The organism is Allokutzneria sp. NRRL B-24872, assembly GCF_002155965.1.
In the GTDB taxonomy this organism is placed as follows: Bacteria; Actinomycetota; Actinomycetes; order Mycobacteriales; family Pseudonocardiaceae; genus Allokutzneria.
Window position 1 is genome coordinate 28325 of the sequence record NZ_MUMH01000003.1, and the last position, 19419, is coordinate 47743.

Sequence of the window (19419 nt, forward strand, 5' to 3'; positions counted from 1 at the left end):
CCAAGCTTCGCCGACAACACCACTAGGGGGTGCCTGTGAGCTGGCAGGAAGAGCTGCGCAGCCTTGACGCCGAGCTGGCGGCCGGCAACATCTCGGCCGACCAGTACCGCCAGCGCCGGGACCACCTGCTCGCCCAGGCCTCGGCAGCCGGACCGACGCCGAGGCAGCCGGAGCCGAGCAGCGGCGACAACCCCTTCCCCCCGCCGTTCCGGTGGGAGAACTCCGCGCCGGCGGAGACCGAGACGACGCAGATCATCCAGCCGATCCGCGACGACACCCCCGCGCCGCAGCCCAAGGACGAGCCCAAGGCCGAGGACGGGACCGAGGCACCGGCCGAGGACGAGGCGCCCAAGGAGGAGCCGCCAGCGGACGCGACCCAGGTCGTGGCCCCGAGCAGCGACGCCACCCAGGTCGTCCGGCCCGTCGGCGACGCCGACCACACGCAGGTGGTCAAGCCGGTCGGGGACAACGCCGACCGCACCCAGGTCGTCTCCAGCCAGCACGACGCCGGTGACGCGGACCGCACGCAGGTCGTCCCCGGCGCGGGCCAGCAGGCCTACCAGCCGTACCAGGGCCAGCAGCAGGGCGGCAGCCCGTGGCCGGGCCAGCAGCAGCACCAGCCCTACCCGCAGCACCAGCAGCAGCCGCACGGCTCCACCCCGCCGTGGGCGAGCAACGACCTGCCGCCGGACTTCGGCTCCACCTCCGCGTGGCCGCGCCAGGGCCCCGAGGTGTTCGAGAGCAACAGCGGCTCCAAGACCGGCAAGATCATCGCGATCGTGGCCGCGGTGGTGCTGCTGGTCGGCGGAGGCCTCGCGGTCTGGTACTTCACCAGCGGCAGCGGTGGCACCGAGCCGCCGGTCGCCTCGTCCTCGGCGCCGCCGCCCGCGCCGACCACCACGACGCCCCCGCCCAAGCCGAAGCCCAAGGGCGGCCAGTTCGTCGACCTGGAGGGCGAGCTGCGCGCGAACATGACGCACGGCATCGACTCCGCGGTCACCGCGAACGTGCCCACCCCCGACGAGGTGAAGGTCCTCAAGGAGGCGGGCGCGACCGAGGTGCTGGGCTACGGCACCGACGACAAGGGCGTGAAGGTCGGCCTCTGGGAGTTCAAGGCCGGCGCCGACTCGCTCCAGAAGGTCCTGGACGAGATCGACAAGATGTACGCGAACGCCGGTTTCCAGCCCTACACGGGCGCGGGGACGCCGGAGTCCGTGAAGGCCCGGGTCAAGACCGACACCGGCGGCGCCACCTACCGGGCGCACTACAAGACCGCGACGTCGGTCGTGCGCGTCGAGGCGTTCGGCCCGGACGCGACCGCCGCTGAGACCGCGTTCAAGGCGCTGATCGAGCGCCAGCTCAAGCAGTACCCGCCGGCGTAATGGCGGAGCGCGACGACGAGGTTCGCTACGCCGACGGCGCCGAGGACTCGGTGCTGTCGGCGTTGCGCGCCGCCCAGGACGTGTCCTCCGGCTCCGACGAACTGGCCGCGCAGGCAGTCGGGTGGGAGCTGAACTACCACTTCTCCCCGCAGCGCCAGGGCCTGCTGGCCCCGCTGAAGCTCCGCGAGGGGCTGCGCGCGGCGGACCTCGGCTGCGGCAGCGGTGTGCTGGCACGGGGCATGGCCGAGGCCGGGGCGCACGTGCTCGGCGTCGAGGGCGTCCCGAGCCGGGCCGAGGCGGCGCGCGTGCGCTGCCAGGACCTGGCCAACGTGGAGATCGTCACCGGCCGCGTGGAGCAGGGCCTCGCCGGGCGCGACCCGTTCGACCTGGTGCTGCTGTGCGGCCTGCTGGAGCACACGGCGGGCGAGCCGGACGGCCCGGAGAACACCCTGCGCAGCGCGGTCGGCGCGCTCGCGGACGACGGCGTCCTGGTCCTGGCGATCGAGAACCAGCTGGGGCTGGGCTACCTCGCCGGACGCCACGAGGACCACCACAGCACCCCGTGGGTGGGGCTGGCCGACTACCCGGTCGGCAGGCGCAGCCCGCGCACGTGGGGGGCCAAGAAGCTGGCCGGGATGCTCGCCGAACACGGCTTGAGCGCTCAGCGCTGGCTGGTCCCCTACCCCGACTACAAGCTCCCCAAGGTCGTGCTGGACGGCCGGGTCTTCAACCGCCCCGACGCCGCCGAGCTGATCGACAAGCTCGTGCGCGATCCCCTCCAGGGAGCCTTCGGCGGCAACGACGCGGTGGTCTCCGGCCGTGCGCTGCAACGAGTTCTGGTCGGCGAAGGGCTCGGCCTGAGCACCGCGCCGTGCTTCCTGATCGTCGCGGCGCGGTCGGCGGAGGCGATCCGCGCGCACACGCAGGACCAGATCGGCTGGCTGGTCAACAACTCGCGACGCGAGACCTATCGCCGCGCGCGGGTGCTCTCCCCGCAGTTCCGCCTGGAAACCGTTGGTGGAGCGCGGGAATCGGCCGACAGCTGGCTCCGCCACCAGGTCACCGCCGACGAGCCGCTGGTCCCCGGTCGGCCGTTGGACGCGCACCTGCTCGACGCGTTGCACGCCGGTGACCAGCAGGAACTGGAGCGGTGGCTGCGGTTGTGGCGCGAGGTGTGCCACGCGGGCGCGCGGCCGCTGGCCGAGGACGACCTGCTGCACCCGTTCCTCCCCGGGCGGCCCGGTGTTCCCGTGCTGCCGCCCGACCACCTGGACATCCACCCCGGCAACGTCGTGGTGCTGCCGGACGGCTCGACGGCGCGCGTGGACCGCGAGTGGCTGGCGGGCTCCGGTGTCGACGCCGAGCTGGCCGAGCTGCGCGCGCTGCTGGAGTTCTGCCGCGAGGTGGTCACCAGCCGCGCCGCGCACCCGTGGCAGGACGCGATCACGCTGCGCGGGCTGTTGTTGCGGCTCTGCGAGCCGATCGGGCTGCGAGAAGCCGCGGAGAGCCGCTGGGACGAGCTGGTCAGCGCGGAGTCGGTCTTCCAGGAGCTGGTGACCGGTAAGGCCGCGACGACCACGGCCGACGCGATCCGGAGCGAAGCCGAAGCGCTGGTGCTGCCGCCGCTGTGGGACGTCCTCGGCGGGCTGACCACGTTGCGCGAGCGCCTTGCCGCACTGGAGGCCGAGCGCGTCGGGTTCGAGGAACTGCTGCACAACACCCGCGTCGAGGCTCAGCGCGCCGAGGAAGCCCTCGCGGTGCGCATGGACGAGATCGAGCAGCTGCGGCACAGCCTCGACGTGGCCAAGGCCGAGGCGGTCAAGCTCGACCGCCGCATGGGCATGGCGATGCGCGAGCTGGCGGCCTCCGCTCAGCAGGAGTCCCGCGCGCGGGCCGATGCGCAGCACGCCCGCCAGGAGGAGGCCGCGGTCCGCGCGGCGCTCGACGGCATGGCGCAGCGGCTGGAGCGCACGCGCGCGCGGCTGGACCAGCTGGAGGCGTCGAAGCTGGTCAAGCTCGGGCACCGCCGGTTCTGGCCGACCGCGAGGGCCCTGCGCGGCGCCCGCGACCTGGTGCTCGGCCGGGCCGGTGAGGAGCCGGACGCGGTGCTGCGCAAGGTCGCCAAGCACGCTCCCGGCCTGGCCTCGGTGGTCGGCGCGGTCACCCGGCACCGCTCCGGCGCGGCCCGCGAGGGAGCGCTCCGGTTCCACGTGGAACTTCCCGACAAGCCCGTGCACGTCGGCCTCGGGCAGGTCGTGGAGTTCACCGGCTGGGTGTTCCACGCCGACCTGCCGCTGCGCGCGGCGTGGATGATCTCGCAGGGCCGCGAGCACCCGGTGAGCCTCGGCTACCCGCGCCCCGACGTGGTGGCGGCCTTGTCCCCCTTGGGTTTGCGCGTCCCCGACGGCAGCGGCATGCGGGTCAGGGTGCCCGTGCGCGCGGTCGCCGCGGAGCAGCGCGTGGACCTGGCGCTGCGGGTGGAGCTGGTCGACGGCACGGTGTTGGAGCGCCAGCTGCCCGAGTTCACCGCGCTGCCCGGCACCGGCGCCAAGCCGCTGTCCGTGACGTGGCCGGGCGCGGGGCAGAAGGTCGCGATCTGCATGGCGACCTACTCCCCCAGTCGCGAGTACCTGGAGCAGCAGCTCGACTCGATCCGCGCGCAGACGCACACGAACTGGGTGTGCGTGCTGTGCGACGACGCTTCGCCGGAGCCCGCGCGCAAGCTCATCCGCGAGCTGGTCGGCGGCGACCGGCGCTTCGTGTTCGTGGAGAACGACGACAACGTCGGCTTCTACCGGAACTTCGAGCGGGCGCTGAAGCTCGTGCCCGCCGACGCGGACGCGGTGGCGCTGAGCGACCAGGACGACGTGTGGGACCGCGACAAGATCGCCACCCTGCTCGCCGAACTGGCCGATCCCGAGGTGCGGCTGGCGTACTCCGACATGCGTCTGGTCGACCAGGACGGCAGGCACCTCGCGGACTCGTTCTGGCACCGCAGGCGAAACCAGTGCACTGACCTGCTCGCGTTGGCGCAGCTCAACACCGTGACCGGCGGCGCGTGCCTCGCGCGGGCCGACCTGGTGCGCGAGCGCGTGCTGCCGTTCCCGCCTGGAACCGTGTCGGTGTTCCACGACCACTGGCTGGCCGTGGCGGCGCTCGGCGCTGGGCGGATCGCGTTCGTGGACCGGCCGCTGTACTCCTACCGCCAGCACGGCGACGCGATCACCGGCCACCGCGAGGACGATCTCGACGAGGGCCTGCCGCCGCTGTCCAAGCTCGCGATGTCCGTGGTGGGCCTGGGAGATCCGCTCACCGACGAGCAGCGCGCGCGGTTGGACGCGGTCGCCGAGTACGAGCTGACGAGGCTCGCGCAGTTCGCCACGGTGTTGCTGCTGCGCGACTCCGGCAGGCTCGCCGGTGAGGTGCGCGAACGCCTGCTGGAGCTGGTGATGGCCGATCGCAGGGTGAAGCCGCTGTACGAGCTGACCCGGTTGCCGGAGTCGACGCGCGCGGTCACGGCTGGCGCGGAGAACCTGTTCCTGGCCGCCGCACTCCGCCACCGCGCCGAAGCTTCCCGCCGCTTGGACCTGCCTCCGCGCCCCGCACCTCCGCTGGACTGATCGCCCACCCGCCCAAATGCCGCGTTTGGTGCGTTGAGCCAGTCCCGACTGCGGGACGGCGCCAGTGCCGCCTCGGGTTGGGGCGTCTTCAAGACCCGCAAACCCCGCTATCGATCATCGCGAACCACCCCAAACCCTCCGCGCCGAGAGGGTTTGGGGTGGTTGAAGACCTCGGGGACGGGGGTTGGACGTACTTGAAGACGGGCAAACGCGCGCTGAGACCGATCAGCCGCCGTTGACGGGCACGTAGGCCCGCATGCGGTAGCTGCGCGCGGAGCCGCTGTGCAGCCTGGAGACCGCGTCGAGCATGGCGCGGCCCATGCGGGCGCGGGCTTCGAGCGCCGGGTGCGTGCCGCCGAAGTTGGCGTCGTTGGCCGCCGCGTCGCCGGTGAACGCGCCGGTGGCGAAGACCGCGTAGGTCAGCATCGGCTTGGCGTTGCCGTCGAAGATCACTCCGGCCTCGTGGCGGTCGGAATTGAGCCAGCCCGCCTTGGTGGCCACGCGCTCGCGCTCGGCGGTGGACATGGTCCTGCGGACGCCGTCGATGTAGCCGTCCTTGGACCGCAGCACGTCCAGGATGAACGCGGTCGAGTCGGCGGACAGGAGCTTGCCCGCGACCAGCTGCTCCAGCAGGGAGTGCGTCTCGCGCGCGGTGGTCTTGCCGAGGTAGAAGCGGTTCGGGTTGGCCACCGGGATGACCTGGGTGTGCACGAAGCCCTTGGCGCGCAGGATCTCGTTGAGCTCGGCCGCCGGGCAGACCAGGCCGCACAGCCGGACGGCGGTGTCGTCGGAGACCAGCAGCAGCGCGGCGAGGGCGGCGGCGACGGTGATCTGGTCGCCGTAGACCTTGTGCAGCCGGAAGATCCCGTCGCCGTCCTTGATGATGATCTCCGGTGTGAGCGCGACCTTCTGGTCGAGCTCGATCAGCCCGCGGTCGACCTTGTCCAGCACCGCGACCGCGACCGCGATCTTGTTGACGCTCTGCGCGTTGACCACCGCGTCTGCGTTGTCGTCGACGGCCGGGATCACCCTGCCGTCCGGGTCGACGATGCTGACGTGCGAGGACCAGGTGCCGCGTGCCCGACGGGTCTCCCTGCGGTAGACGAAGGAGATCCTGGCGCGGGCCCGGACGGCGTCCGGCGGGGTCACGTCCTCGGGGGTCTCCGCCGGTTCCGCGGCGGCCGGTGAGGCGGTGGTGCCGAGCATCGCGGCTGCGGCGAGGCCGAAAGCGGCCCGGCGTCGGATCGTGGCCATCTTCGCGGTGTCACCTTCGTCAATGAGCGTGCGGACGCACACATCTACCATTTCCGAAGGTGTTTCGCACACGCCTCGATCTGGGCCGAAACCTCCCCGGCGCAATTAATCACCAGTTTCAGCTATACCTGAAATACCCGAACGAGAACCCTGAGACGCGCAGGGTCAGCACTTGGTTGGCTCCGATTTGAGAATTCATCAAATGGGCTCCCAGGCGCGTAACCAGCGAATACGACGGGTATAACTGAAAGCGAGACATTCGCCGCCGACAAGAGGGAGAATCGACATGAATCGCAACACCGTGGTCCGTGGAATCACCGCAGCCGCCATTGCTTTCGGTGGTCTCGCCGTTGCCACCTCCGGTGTCGCCTCCGCCGAGACCCCCGCCCCGTGCACCGGTGCCGAGCTGACCGTCTCCGCGAGCGACGGCCAGCAGGGCCAGGACCCGCTCCACGAGCAGCTGGTCGTGGAGTTCAAGGCCAAGGACGGCGTGCACTGCCAGCTCAAGGGCCTTCCCGGCGAGCTGACCTTCTACAACGACGGCAAGCCGGTCCCGGTCACCCCCAAGGTGAAGCCCGCGGAAGAGGCCGTCATCGACGTGACGGGCACCGACACCGCCACGCTCATCATCGACATCCCGAAGACCGAGGGCGTCCTGACCACGCCCACCGATGAGGTGTCGTTCACGCTGCCGTCGGCCAACACCGATGTGATCCGCCTGCCGTACACCGCCGGTGTCGCCGACACCCCGACGATCTCCCCGGTCGTCGGCCCGGTCGGCTGACCCACCCGAGCGCGAGGTCCCGCCCGTTCCGCCCTGTGCGGGCGGGGCCTCCTCGGATCAGGTGACGGGGCAGATCCCGCAGTCCACGAGGACCTTCGCCATGCTGCGGCGGAACCCGTCCTCGGAGAAGTGCTCGCGGCAGATCCGCAACATCTCCTGCTGCACGTCCGACCACAGCTCGTCGTCGCGGAGCATGCGGTCGCACAGCTCCACCATCTCCGCGGGCGACTCGCCGACCAGGTGCCGCGCGTAGGCCCCCAGGTGCAAGCCCTCCGCTCCGACGGGTGTGGTGACGAACGGCAGGCCCGCCGACATCGAGTCCACGAACTTGATCTTCACTCCGGCTCCGAAGCGCATCGGCACCACGTGCAGCCGCGCCGAGCTGAGCCACGGCCGCGGATCGGGCACCCGACCCACGACCTCGTTCAAGCCCCCGTGCAGCGCCAGCACGTTGGGCGAAGGGTCGGCTCCGACCACGCGCAGCGTCAGCCCCGGGTGCCGCTCGCGCAGGCCCGGCAGCACGTCGCCGGCCAGCTCCAGCACTGCGAACTCGTTGGGCGTGCGCGGGGTGTTGTCGAAGCCGCCGAAGAACACGATCCCTTGACGGCCTTCGACTCCGGGCACGTCGTCGGGGGTGACGATCGGGTAGCAGGCCACGTGCGCGGGCGTCTCCGGAGCGACCCGGCGCGCCCACTCCGCCTCCTCCTCGCTCACGCAGACCGCGACGTCGGCCCAGCGGAAGGCGCTCTGCTCCTCCTCGCGCAGCCGCGCCGCCTCGATCGCGTGGTGGCGGCGCTCCGCCGAGTCGACCGAGTGCTCGAAGTGCTGCTCGGGACGGCGGTGGAACAGGGCTTCGGAGTCGTACACGCGGATCGCCTGCGGCTGGCTGCGCGCGATCGGCACGCCGTAGTTCGCGTAGTTGTGCGGGCGGAACGCCACGATCACGTCGTAGAGCCCCGCGCGCGAGCGCGACCAGGCTTCGAGGTCGGTGACGCCGTGGACGATCTCCACGCCCTTGGCCTGCCAGCGCGGCGCGTACTCCTCCACGCGCTCCGCCGAGACCGCGAAGAAGGTGACGCGGGCGTTGGGGTGGCCCTCGATCCACGAATCGACCACGGCGGCGGTGCGCGGGTCTCCACGGCCGCGATCCGCCTGCGGCACGCGGTCGTCGATGAGCAGGACGCGGTAGGGCGCGTTGCGGTCGCGGAGCCAGAGCGCGCGGTGCGGCCACTCGTCCAGCGAGGTCACGGCGGGCCGCTTGGCCAGCTCGTCGGCCCATCGCCGTTGGAAAACCCCGTGGTTGAGCCGCATCAGCTCGGTGGCGCGCTCCGAAGAGCTGCTGCCGTGCCGCGCGTGGTCCACAGTGGACTGCGGGATGACCCAGGTCTGCCAGCCGCGCGTGCGGAGCGCCAGCTGGAGGTCCACGTCCTCGAAGTACGCGATCTCGTACTCCGGCGAGAAGCCGCCGGTCTGGAGGAATGCCTTGCGGCGCACGATGAGGCAGGCCGCTGACGCGTAGTCGACCTCGCGCGGGAACGAGGCGTCCTCCCACGCGCGGCACCAGCCGTCGCCGCCGATGAGGCTGCCGGACTCCTGGACCGAGCCGTCGCTGTTGAGCATGACCGGAGCCACCGCGCCGACCTCATCGCGACTGTCCAAAAAGGACAGAAGCGGCTCCAGCCAGCCGTCGCGCACCTCGACGTCGGCGTTGAGGAAGCACACCAACTCCGTGCGCGCGTGCTGCACGCCGAGGTTGCACCCAGCTCCGAAACCGAGGTTCTCCGGCATCCGCAGAACCGTTGCGCCGGAGAGGTTCTCCGCGAGCCACTCCCCCGTGCCATCCGGCGAAGCGCTGTCGACGACGACCACGTCGTAGGGCGCGGGCGTGTGCTCGGCGAGCTTCTTGAGGCACGTGACGACCAGTTCGCGCCCGCCGTAGGAGACGAGGACGAAGGTGAGCCGCGGAGTCACGAGCCCTTGATCTTTCCGTAGACCTCGCGCACTGGCTGTGACCAGCGCAAGAGCTTGGTGTTGCGCAGCGCGTCCAGCTCGCGGCTGTCCAGCGCGAGGCGGTCGATCTCGTTGCGCAGCTCGCGGAACTGCGTCTGCGCCACCGCCAGCTCGTTGCGGGCGCGCTCGGCGTCGGCCTTCGCGTCGGCGACCTCGCGCCAGGCGTCCGCGAGCGTGTCGCCGAGCTTCTGCCGCTCAACGAGCATCCGGTCGCGCAGCCGCCATTGGGCGTGCCGCAGCGCGTTGTTCTCCTCGGCCAACTCCGCGATGCGGCGCGTCAGGTCGCCCCCGCGCGCGGTGAACGCCTGCTCGATGACGGCGGCGACGCGGTCGAAGTGCGTGGAGACCGCGCGCTTGGCGTGCTCCGACGGCGCGGAGAAGCGCAGCCCGGCGCTGATCGCGTCGGTGATCCGGTCCGCCCGCTCGACGATCTGCTTCGGCGAGCCGAACTCCAGCGCGGGCCAGCGCTGCTCTCCGGTCGGGTCGAACAGCGCCCACGGCTTGCCCAGCGCGGCGGCGGCGGCCGCGACGTGCTCGTCGGTGGCGATCACCGCGCTCGCGGCGTTGAGCAGGGCCAGCTGGTCCTCCAGCACGAGCCCGCTCGGCATCTCCACGACGTGGTCCGCCGCGAGGAAGTCGCGCACCGCGTCCAGCGGGAGGTCCGCGCTCTGCACGACGACGACACCGCCGTCCTCGGGCAGCACGCCGAGCTGGCGCAGGTGCTGGGCACGCGTGCGCAGCGCGTCCGCGTCGACCAGCCCGTCGAGCAGCAGCGCGGGGTGCGGCACCACAGGGATGTCGCCGGAGAGCCCGGCGGCGGCGAGGCGGTCGCAGGAGCGGCGGTCGCGCACGGTCAGGTACGGCTGCCTGGCCAGCGCACTGATCAGCTCGACCGGCGGCTCGTCGGCGACCCGCACGCAGCTGCTGATCAGCGGGTGGGTCCGCTCGGCGTCCGGGTCGAGGCCCTCGGTGAAGTAGGAGTGGGCGGTGCCGTCCGGGTAGGGCCAGTCCGCGCGGGCCGCACCGAGCGGGAAGGCCGGGGCCAGCACCGAGGCGTCGGCCGAGCCCGCGATCTGCTCGATCCGCTCCGAGGAGTGCTCGCCCAGCGGCGCGGCGACGTACCCGCCGTCCTCCGGGATCGGCCGTGTCCAGCCGAGCGGGGCGTACCAGGTGGCGCGCCAGCCGGGCAGCCGCCGCAGCAGTTCTCGCTCGGTCAGTCGCGCGATGAGCTGGTCGCCGAATCCGGGCAGGTCGGAACTCGTCCAGACGGCGAAGGCCCCGATGGTTCTCGACGTGGGTTCCCGCACGCGCCGAGCCTAGCGCCCGGCCGTATTCACCCCGGTTGCCCAGGTGGCTTCTCCGCCGGGCACGAGGACGCCCGCGCGGTGGCCGTGAAGATCAACGATCTTGGGGATCAACCGTCGGTCGACCGTGGATATCTGGGCAACTTATCAACAGGCTGTCGCCGAACGGGCACTCAGCGGCGACGAGCGGCACCCCGAGCCGGGTCACGCTGACCCGTCGCGGCGAAGAAAACTCACTCTCCGACATAACCCCAGGTCAGCGCCCCGCAGTCCCGCACGATCCCGCACACAGAGGCAGGGGTCCCCTTCGCGCCGGGGACCCCCTAACACTCATTTTCTCACGTCGCGCCCACAGGCGAGCGAAGTTATCCACAGGCTGAGCGAGTTGTCCACAGCCCGCGGACCGGGCTCAGTCGACGAGGTCGTGGGCCGCCGCGCGGATGGCGGCGGCGTCGATCCCGTGCAGGCGGTGGGCGTCGCCGAGCGAGGACGACTGGCCGAAGTCGGTGACGCCGAGCGTGGTCGTGGGGACCCCGCGCACCGTGCCGAGGAAGGCGAGCGTGTGCGGGTGCCCGTCGAGCACGGTCACCAGCGGCACGTCCTCGGCGAACAGCGCGTCGAGGATCGACTCGTCCACGAGCGAGGCCGGACCACCGGTCGACAGGCCCGACTTGGACCGGGTCGCCCGGAACAGCAGGTCCGCGCTCGTCACCACGACGACCGCCGCCGAGACGCCCTCCGAAGCCAGATCCGAAGCCGCTGCCAACGCCTCGGGCACCATCGCGCCCATCGCGGCGATCACCACGTCGGGCGACGACGGGGACACCAGGCGGTAGCCACCGGCGACCGCGTGCCGACGCCGCTGCTCCTTCTCCGAAGCCGACGCGGGCACCGCCGCGAGCGCCTGGTCGACCGGGCGCGTGGACAGCCGGAAGTACGCGGAGCAGCCGCCGGGCTTGCCGACGAAGCTCATCGCGTGCAGCAGCGTCCACTCCAGGTCGGCGGCGAACGCGGGCTCGTAGGCGATCACGCCGGGGTGCTCCAGGCCGACCGACGGCGTGGTGATGCTCTGGTGCGCGCCACCCTCGGGGGCCAGCGTCACGCCGGACGGGGTGCCCAGCAGGATCGACTGACCGCCCGCGTAGATGCCGAAGGTCCACGGCTCCAGCGCGCGGTTGACGAACGGGTCGTAGATCGTGCCGATCGGGATCAGCGTCTCGCCCCACCGGCTCCACGTCGCGCCGAACTCACCGAGCGCGCCGACCAGGTTCACCTCGGCGATGCCCAGCTCCACGTGTTGGCCGACCGCGGCCTCGTCCCAGTGGATGCGGGTCTCCGGGTCGTCGGAGAACCAGTTCTTCGGCGGGCGCTCGCCGTCGACGGTGAAGACGCCGACCTTGTTCAGCCACGCCGCGAGGTTGGTCGAGGACGCGACGTCCGGCGAGATCGTCACGACCCGCCCGGCCACCTCGGGGGCCTTGCGCCGCAGGTCCATCAGCACGCGGCCGAACGCGGCCTGGCTGGAGGAGGTGCCCTTGTGCGCCGGGGAGACCTCGGTCGGCACGGAGAGCGGGCTGACCGCGCGGACCTCGGGGCGCTTCAGCCGCGAAGCCACGGCGGAGAGCAGCCCGGCCTCGGCGCTGCCCACGTCGAACAGGCGCCACGGGTCCTCGACCGAGGTGCCCAGCGACGAGGCGAGCGAGGCGTACTGGTCCGGCTTGAGCAGCGCGGAGTGGTTGGCCGGGTGGCCCTCGACGGGCAGGCCGCGCCCCTTCACCGTGTACGCGAAGACGACGGTCGGCCGGGTCGGGTCGGCCCCGGCGAAGGTGTTCATCAGACCGCCGAGGTCGTGCCCGCCGAGGTCGCGCAGCGCCGCCGTCAGCCCCGCGTCGTCCACAGTGGACAACAGGCGGCCGAAGGCGGGGTCGGGGCGCTCACCGACGAGGCGCGCGCGCAGCTCGTCCCCGCTCGTGCGCAGCATCCGCTGGTACTCGGCGTTGGGCATGCTGTCGATCCGGGCGCGCAGCAGCTCGCCGCCGTCCGCCTCGAACAGCGAGGTCAGCAGCGGGCCGTACTTGCAGGTCAGGACCTCCCACCCGGCCGCTGCGAACATTCCGGACATCCGGTCGTAGGCGATGCCGGGGATGACGCGGTCCAGCGACTGGCGGTTGAGGTCGACCACCCACAGCAGCTCGCCGAGCTGGGCGACCTGCGGGTCGTGCACGGCCTCCCAGACCGCGCCCTCGTCCAGCTCCGCGTCGCCGACCAGGGCGATCATCCGGCCGCGCGGGCTGGTGGAGCGCCCGCCGCCGAAGTGCGCGTCGCAGTACCGGCGAGCCAGCGCCGCCCAGATGGTCGCGGTGGCACCGATGCCGACCGAGCCGGTGGAGAAGTCGACGGTGTCGGGGTCCTTGGTGCGCGACGGGTAGGACTGCAACCCGCCCAGCTCGCGCAGGCGCGGCAGGTACGAGGCGTCCAGGTCGCCGAGCAGGTAGTTGAGCGCGTGCAGCACCGGCGAGGCGTGCGGCTTCACGCTGACGCGGTCCTCGCTGGTCAGCGAGCCGCACCAGAGCGCGGTCATCAACGAGACCATCGACGCCGACGACGCCTGGTGGCCGCCGACCTTGAGGCCGGAGGAGTCACCGCGCACGTGGTTCGCGTGGTGCACGATCGAGGTGGCCAGCCACAACACCCTCCGCTCCACGGAACGAAGGACGTCGAGGTCAAGGCCAGTTTCGGTGGCGACGCTGCTCACAGGCGGGACGGTATCCGACGGCGACGGCCTTCGGGAGCGACGAACCTCACCGGCGGCAGATGAAGAGACCCTCATCCTCGCCTCACGGTGGCTTCGAAGTCAGAGCCCAGAGTGGCTGACATGACTACTTCGACCCGTGTTGGCATCGTGTCCCTCGTCGCCGCCGGAGTGATCGGCCTCACTGCCGGGGTTTACGCCTTTGCCAGCCAGCCCGCCGCTCCGCCCGCGATCTCCGGCGAGGCCCCGCTGGCGCCCGTCCCCGGTCTGCTGAACGCCACCCCGCCGCAGCCCGGCGCGCCGGTCACCCCGGTCGCCCCGGTCGCACCCGTGCTCTGCCAGGACGACGATGATGACCACGACGACCTCGATGATCTTGATGACGTGAACGACCCCGATGACGCCGACGACCTCGACGACCACCTGGACGACGACGATGACTGCCGATGAGTGAGCCTCGCCCGCGCAGGGTCCCCGCCCGTGTGCGGATCATGGGCTGGCTGCTGGGCCTGATGGTCGCGGTGCTGGGCGTCGTGGTCCTGATGGTCTGGCAGCTCTCGCTCACCGACGTGGACAACCGGGTCAACCGCGGCTTGGAGCAGGAGGTCCGCGAGTTCGCCGACTTCGTCTCGGCGGGCAGGGACCCGCGCACGGGCGAGCCGATCTCCGATCCGACGAGGCTGCTCGCCGCGCACCTGTCCACGCAGTACCCGGAGAACAACGAGGTGCACGCCGGGGTCGTGGTGCAGCCGGAGCGGATGACCATCCGCGTCGAGGGCAACCCCGCCTACGACATGCGCTCCGACGAGGCGCTGTTCCGCCGGATCGTCGACGCGCCCGCGAGCTACGGCGACACCGAGACCGAGGGCGGCGCGATCCGCTGGGCGAAGACCCGGCTCTCCGGCGAGCAGATCGCCCCGTCCTACTTCGTCACCGCCTACTTCGTGGGCGGGATGCGCGCGGCGGCGCTGTCCACCGTCAACATCCTGTTGCTGGTCAGCGGTTTCGGCCTGGTGCTCGCGGCAGGCGTTGCGTGGGTCGTTGCCGGGCGCATCCTGGCTCCGGTGCGCACCGTGCGGCAGGCCGCCGCGGAGATCACCGAGCACGACCTCTCCCGCCGCATCCCGGTGCACGGCAAGGACGACATCTCCGCGCTCGCCGAGCAGTTCAACGCGATGCTCGACCGCCTCGAGCACGCCTTCGGCACGCAGCGCAGCTTCCTCGACGACGCCGGGCACGAGCTGCGGACGCCGATCACGATCATCCAGGGCCACCTCGAACTCATGGGTGACGATCCGGCGGAGCGCGCCGAGGTCGTGCGGCTGTGCACCGACGAACTGGACCGGATGAGCCGCATCGTCGGTGACCTGCTGCTGCTGGCGAAGGCGGAGCGGCCGGACTTCGTGAACCCGCACGAGGTGGTGCTGCACGAGCTGACCAGCGACATCGACGCCAAGGTCCGCGCGCTGGGCGAGCGCAGGTGGGTGCTGGAGGCGATGGGCGAGGGCACGGTGCGCCTGGACGAGCAACGCGTCACCCAGGCCGTCGTGCAGCTCGCGCAGAACGCCGTGCAGCACACCGAGCCCGGTGCGGAGATCCGGATCGGCTCAGCGTTGATCGACGGGCGGGTGTCGTTCTGGGTCACCGACACCGGGCCGGGAATCCGCGCGGAGGAGCACGAGAAGATCTTCCAGCGCTTCGGCCGCGCGACGGGACGGCGGGACCGGGTGGGCGCCGGGCTGGGGCTGGCGATCGTGCTGGCCATCGCCGAGGCGCACCACGGCACTGCGGGGGTCGTCTCCGAACCCGGGCGGGGCGCGACCTTCCGCATCGACCTGCCCGCGACGGGAGAACAGCAGTGAGCCGTGTCCTGATCGTCGAGGACGAGCAGCGCATCGCCTCGTTCGTGGAGAAGGGCCTGCGCGCCAACGGGTTCAGCACCACCGTGGTCGGCGACGGGGAGACCGCGATCGACTACGCGGTGACCGGCGGCTTCGACCTGGTGGTGCTCGACCTCGGCCTGCCGGACCGGGACGGATTCTCCGTGCTGCGCGCGCTGCGCGAGGCCAAGGTGACCGCGCCGGTGATCATCCTGACCGCGCGGGACTCCGTGCACGACACGGTCGCGGGCCTGGAGGGCGGCGCGGACGACTACATGACCAAGCCGTTCCGCTTCGAGGAGCTGCTGGCGCGCGTGCGGCTGCGGCTGCGCGGTCCGGAGCGGGCGCCGGAGGTGACGGTGCTGCGGCACGAGGACCTGTCGCTCGATCTGCGCAGCCGCCGCGCCCAGCTGCCCGGCCAGGTGGTCGACCTGACCGCGCGGGAGTTCGCGCTGCTGGAGCTGTTCCTCCGGCACCCCGGCCAGGTGCTCGCGCGGGAGCAGATCCTGTCGCACGTGTGGGGCTACGACTTCGACCCCGGTTCGAACGTGGTGGACGTCTACGTGCGGGCGCTGCGGAAGAAGGTCGGGGCCGAACGGATCGACACGGTGCGCGGGATGGGCTACCGCCTCGGTCGCTAATTCTTGAAAATATTTGCAGGCTCTGTCCTGAACCCCGCACTGCCCTGCATGATCGAGCGATCGCCCCCTCCCAGTGCTGCGAGGTCTCGATGCGAAAGCTCGTTCTGGCCGCTTCTTCCCTGCTTGCGGCCACCCTGTTAGCGCCGGTCACGGCGTCGGCCGCGCCACCCGGCGGCAAGGACGTGATCGTCAGGCTGTTCCAGTGGAACTGGCCGTCGGTGGCCAAGGAGTGCAAAGAATTTCTGGGCCCGCGCGGAGTCGGCGCGGTGCACGTGTCCCCGCCGCAGGAGCACGTCGTGCGGCCGGACCTCGGCAGCCCGTGGTGGCAGGACTACCAGCCGGTCAGCTACAAGATCGACAGCCGCCGGGGTGACCGCGCCGCGTTCGCCTCGATGGTCCGCTCCTGCAAGTCGGCGGGCGTGCAGGTCTACGTCGACACCGTGATCAACCACATGGCCGGCCAGGACGTACCGGGCAAGGGCTGGGCGGGCAGCGCCTACGACCACTACTCCTACCCCGGCATCTACGCCGACAAGGACTTCCACCACTGCGGCCGCAACGGCAACGACGACATCAAGAACTACTTCGACCGCTTCGAGGTGCAGAACTGCGAGCTGGTCAACCTCGCGGACCTGAAGACCGAGAGCGAGCCGGTGCGCAACCGCATCGCGGGCTACCTCAACGACCTGCTCTCGCTCGGGGTCGACGGGTTCCGCATCGACGCGGCCAAGCACATGGCCACGGCCGACATCGGCGCGATCAAGGCCAAGCTCTCCCGCCCGGCCTACATCTTCCAGGAAACGACCTTCGCCGCCGGTGAGCCGATCCTGCCGGACGAGTACCTGCCCAACGGCGACGTGAAGGTGTTCGCCTACGGCTACGACCTCGCGCGGATCTTCAACCAGGAGAAGCTGTCCTCCCTGCGCACCTTCGGCTCCTCCTTGCCCAGCAACAAGGCCGTGGTGTTCACCGACAACCACGACACGCAGCGCGGGCACCCGGTGCTGACGCACAAGGACGGCGGTCGCTACGCGCTCGCCAACGCGTTCGTGCTGGCGTGGCCGTACGGCACCCCGCAGGTGATGAGCTCCTACGAGTTCGCCAACACCGACCAGGGTCCGCCCAGTGATGCCAACGGGCGCACCAAGAACACCACGTGCTTCGCCGACGGTTGGCGCTGCGAGCACCGGTGGCAGGTGATCGGCAACATGATCGGCTTCCACAACGCGGTGCGCGGCACGAACGTGAACAGCTGGTGGGACAACGGGAACGACCTGATCACCTTCGGTCGCGGCGACAAGGGCTACCTCGTGCTCAACGACGAGGGCTCAGCCGTCACCGGCCGTTCGTTCCACACCCCGCTGCCCGCTGGCAAGTACTGCGACGTGGTCCACGGGGACTTCTCCGGTGGCAAGTGCTCCGGCCCCGTGTACACAGTGGACAGTGGCGGTTGGTTCCGCGCTGACGTGGCCGCGCACGACGCGATCGCGTTGCACGCCAACGCTCGCGTGGGCTGATCAGCGACAGCGGCTCGTTCACCGCACTGGGGGTGCGGTGAACGAGCCGGTGCGGATCAGCAGAGTTCGAGGCGGTCCACGCGACCGCTCGGCCCGTAGAGGTCGTGCCGCTGGCCGGGCTTGTAGGTCCAGCACGCGCTGTCAGGACCGAACGCCACGACGATCTTGACCTTCCTCGTGGTCTTGCAGCGGTTGGTGACCTCGATCCGCATCTTCCACTGGTTGTTCTTCCAGGTGACGCAGGACGGTGCCGACGTGGCCGCCGACGCGGGGGCGACCGTCAGCAGCGGCGCGAGGACCGCCAGTCCGACTCCGGCCAGCGCTGCCCGACGAAAGTGCTTCACCACAACTCCCAACTGAGAAACCAGGACATCAGAGGGATGCGCGGCCAGTGCTCCTCGTTCCGAGTCGCGCGCGCCATTCGGGTGCGGCCGAACCGGTCAGCGACCAGCCGCGTAACCCTGGTTGCCGCGCGGATTGGCCGCGCCGCGGAGGAATCCGGTCTCCGGATCGCGCGCCACGGCCGACATCCTGCCAAGCGACCAGGCTCCGCCGTCCACGACGTGGTGCCCGCGCTCGGTCAGCGAAGCGATCGCGGCAGCGCCGAGCCGCGACTCCACGACCAGCTCCCCCGGCGTCCAGTTGCGCGGGTAGAACGAACTGGGCACGGCGTTGGAGTGCCAGGCGGGCGAGTCGATCGCGGCCTGGAGGTTGAGCCCGCCGACGGTGTGCGCCAACCAGAAGCACAGCTGCCACTGGTCCTGCTGGTCGCCGCCGGGCGTGCCGAACGCGAGCACCGGCTTGCCGTTCCTGCTGGCCATGGACGGGCTGAGCGTGATGCGCGGTCGCTTGCCGGGCGCGAGGGAGTTCGGCAGGCCTTCGTCCAGCCAGAACATCTGCGCGCGCGTGCCGAGGCAGAACCCGAGCGCGGGGATCGTCGGCGAGGACTGGAGCCAGCCGCCGGAGGGCGTCGCGGACACCATGTTCCCCCAGCGGTCCACCACGTCGACGTGCACGGTGTCGCCGCGCGTGGTGCCGGTGCGCGACACCGTCGGCTCACCGACACCCGCTGCCGAGCTGACCGGCTCAGCCGCTCGACCTGAGTCCACATAGGACGGAAGCGCCGCGCTCCGCCCCTCCGGCGAACCGGGCCGCAGCTCCAACGACGCCCGTGAGCCGATCAACGATGCGCGGGAAGCCGCATAGGACCGCGACACCAGCGCGTCGATCGGCACGCCGGGATCGTCGCCGTACCAGGCCTCCCGGTCGGCGAACGCGAGCTTCGTCGCCTCGACCGCCTGGTGCACCGTGTCCGCCGTCGCGACACCGTCCACATAGGACAGATCGCGGCCTTCGAGCAGCCGCAGCTGCTGCGCGAGCGTCGGCCCCTGGCTCCACCGGCCGATCTTGTGCAACGCCCAGCCGTCCGCGAGGTCCACCGTCAGCGGCGCCTCGTAGGAGGCCTGCCAGCTCGCGATGTCCTGCGCCGTCAGCACTCCCGCGTGATCACCGCCGGAGTCGTCGCGCACCGGGGTTCGGCAGAACGCGTCGATCTCCTCCGCCACGAAGCCCTGCGACCACGCGCGCCGTGCGGCGTCGATCTGCGCCTCGCGACCGCTGACCGCCTCAGCCTCAGCGAGCAGGCGCTCCCACACGTCGGCCAGCACGGGGTTGGTGAAACGACTGCCCGCGGCCGGTGGTGCGCCGTCGCGCAGCCACATCGCCGCAGAGCTGCGCCAGTGCTCGGTGAACAGCTCGGCGACCGTGCCGATCGTCGTCCCCACGCGGTCGAGCAGCGGGAAGCCGTCGCGCGCGTAGCCGATCGCGTAGTCGAGGACTTGGCGCAGCGAGCGCGTTCCGTGGTCGCGCAGCAGTGTCAGCCACCCGTCCCAAGCGCCCGGAACCGTCGCCGCGAGCAGCCCGGTGCCGGGGATGAGGTCGAGCCCCTGATCGCGGTAGTGCTCAATGCTCGCGCCCGCCGGAGCGCCGCCCTGGCCGCACAGGACCTCGACGCGGTCCGAGCCCGCCGTCGCGAACAGCGCGGGCACCTCGCCGCCGGGGCCGTTGAGGTGCGGCTCCACCACCTGGAGCACGAAGCCCGCCGCGACCGCCGCGTCGAAGGCGTTGCCGCCGTCCTCCAGCACCGCCATCCCCGCCGCCGAGGCGAGCCAGTGCGTGGAGGCCACCATGCCGTACGTCCCGACGAGCTCGGGCCTGGTCGTGAACACGCTCCCAACCTAGGCGAAGTCGTTAGACTTGCTAAGTACCGTATCGA

General features: G+C 71.3%; 13 protein-coding genes. 7 read left to right on the plus strand and 6 right to left on the minus strand.

Annotated features, from left to right (window positions below):
- The first annotated feature begins 35 nt into the window (after window positions 1–35).
- Window positions 36–1382 (plus strand): hypothetical protein, encoded by a 1347-nt coding sequence (locus tag CCN37_RS00530; RefSeq protein WP_086818597.1) that lies wholly within the window; start codon window positions 36–38, stop codon window positions 1380–1382.
- Window positions 1382–5002, plus strand: coding sequence for a glycosyltransferase (locus CCN37_RS00535; RefSeq protein ID WP_086818598.1), 3621 nt, complete (start codon window positions 1382–1384; stop codon window positions 5000–5002). The genes CCN37_RS00530 and CCN37_RS00535 overlap by 1 nt, the downstream gene beginning before the upstream one ends.
- Before the next feature lie 225 nt (window positions 5003–5227).
- Here CCN37_RS00535 and CCN37_RS00540 read toward each other — a convergent pair whose 3' ends face one another.
- Window positions 5228–6256 (minus strand): serine hydrolase, encoded by a 1029-nt coding sequence (locus CCN37_RS00540; RefSeq protein WP_086818622.1) that lies wholly within the window; start codon window positions 6254–6256, stop codon window positions 5228–5230.
- Between the two features lie 286 nt (window positions 6257–6542).
- Here CCN37_RS00540 and CCN37_RS00545 point away from each other — a divergent pair, with 286 nt between their 5' ends.
- Window positions 6543–7040: a DUF4232 domain-containing protein gene (locus CCN37_RS00545; protein WP_086818599.1), complete on the plus strand. Its 498-nt coding sequence runs from the start codon at window positions 6543–6545 to the stop codon at window positions 7038–7040.
- Window positions 7041–7097: 57 nt separating this feature from the next.
- Here CCN37_RS00545 and CCN37_RS00550 read toward each other — a convergent pair whose 3' ends face one another.
- The 3 genes from CCN37_RS00550 to CCN37_RS00560 form a co-directional block, all read right to left on the minus strand.
- Window positions 7098–9011 carry a glycosyltransferase gene (locus tag CCN37_RS00550; RefSeq protein WP_086818600.1) on the minus strand — a complete coding sequence of 638 codons (1914 nt, stop codon included), beginning with the start codon at window positions 9009–9011 and terminating at the stop codon, window positions 7098–7100.
- Entirely contained in the window at window positions 9008–10357 is a 1350-nt protein-coding gene (locus tag CCN37_RS00555) for a hypothetical protein (RefSeq protein WP_086818601.1), read from the minus strand. Before CCN37_RS00555 ends, CCN37_RS00550 begins: the two co-directional genes overlap by 4 nt.
- A gap of 406 nt (window positions 10358–10763) precedes the next feature.
- Window positions 10764–13109 (minus strand): transketolase C-terminal domain-containing protein, encoded by a 2346-nt coding sequence (locus CCN37_RS00560; RefSeq protein WP_246842738.1) that lies wholly within the window; start codon window positions 13107–13109, stop codon window positions 10764–10766.
- Between the two features lie 120 nt (window positions 13110–13229).
- Between CCN37_RS00560 and CCN37_RS40660 the strand changes: the two genes are divergently transcribed.
- The 4 genes from CCN37_RS40660 (at window position 13230) to CCN37_RS00580 (ending at window position 17144) form a co-directional block, all read left to right on the plus strand.
- Entirely contained in the window at window positions 13230–13556 is a 327-nt protein-coding gene (locus CCN37_RS40660; protein ID WP_143261342.1) for a hypothetical protein, read from the plus strand.
- Entirely contained in the window at window positions 13553–14968 is a 1416-nt protein-coding gene (locus CCN37_RS00570) for an ATP-binding protein (RefSeq protein ID WP_086818604.1), read from the plus strand. Before CCN37_RS40660 ends, CCN37_RS00570 begins: the two co-directional genes overlap by 4 nt.
- Window positions 14965–15627 carry a response regulator transcription factor gene (locus CCN37_RS00575; RefSeq protein ID WP_086818605.1) on the plus strand — a complete coding sequence of 221 codons (663 nt, stop codon included), beginning with the start codon at window positions 14965–14967 and terminating at the stop codon, window positions 15625–15627. The genes CCN37_RS00570 and CCN37_RS00575 overlap by 4 nt, the downstream gene beginning before the upstream one ends.
- Before the next feature lie 89 nt (window positions 15628–15716).
- Window positions 15717–17144, plus strand: coding sequence for an alpha-amylase family protein (locus CCN37_RS00580; protein WP_086818606.1), 1428 nt, complete (start codon window positions 15717–15719; stop codon window positions 17142–17144).
- A 56-nt stretch (window positions 17145–17200) separates the two neighbouring features.
- Here the strand turns inward: CCN37_RS00580 and CCN37_RS00585 are convergent, their stop codons facing one another.
- A complete protein-coding gene (locus CCN37_RS00585; protein ID WP_143261344.1) occupies window positions 17201–17488 on the minus strand; it encodes a hypothetical protein in 288 nt (95 codons plus the stop codon).
- Window positions 17489–17584: 96 nt separating this feature from the next.
- A complete protein-coding gene (locus tag CCN37_RS00590) occupies window positions 17585–19372 on the minus strand; it encodes a gamma-glutamyltransferase family protein (RefSeq protein WP_086818608.1) in 1788 nt (595 codons plus the stop codon).
- Window positions 19373–19419 lie beyond the last annotated feature (47 nt).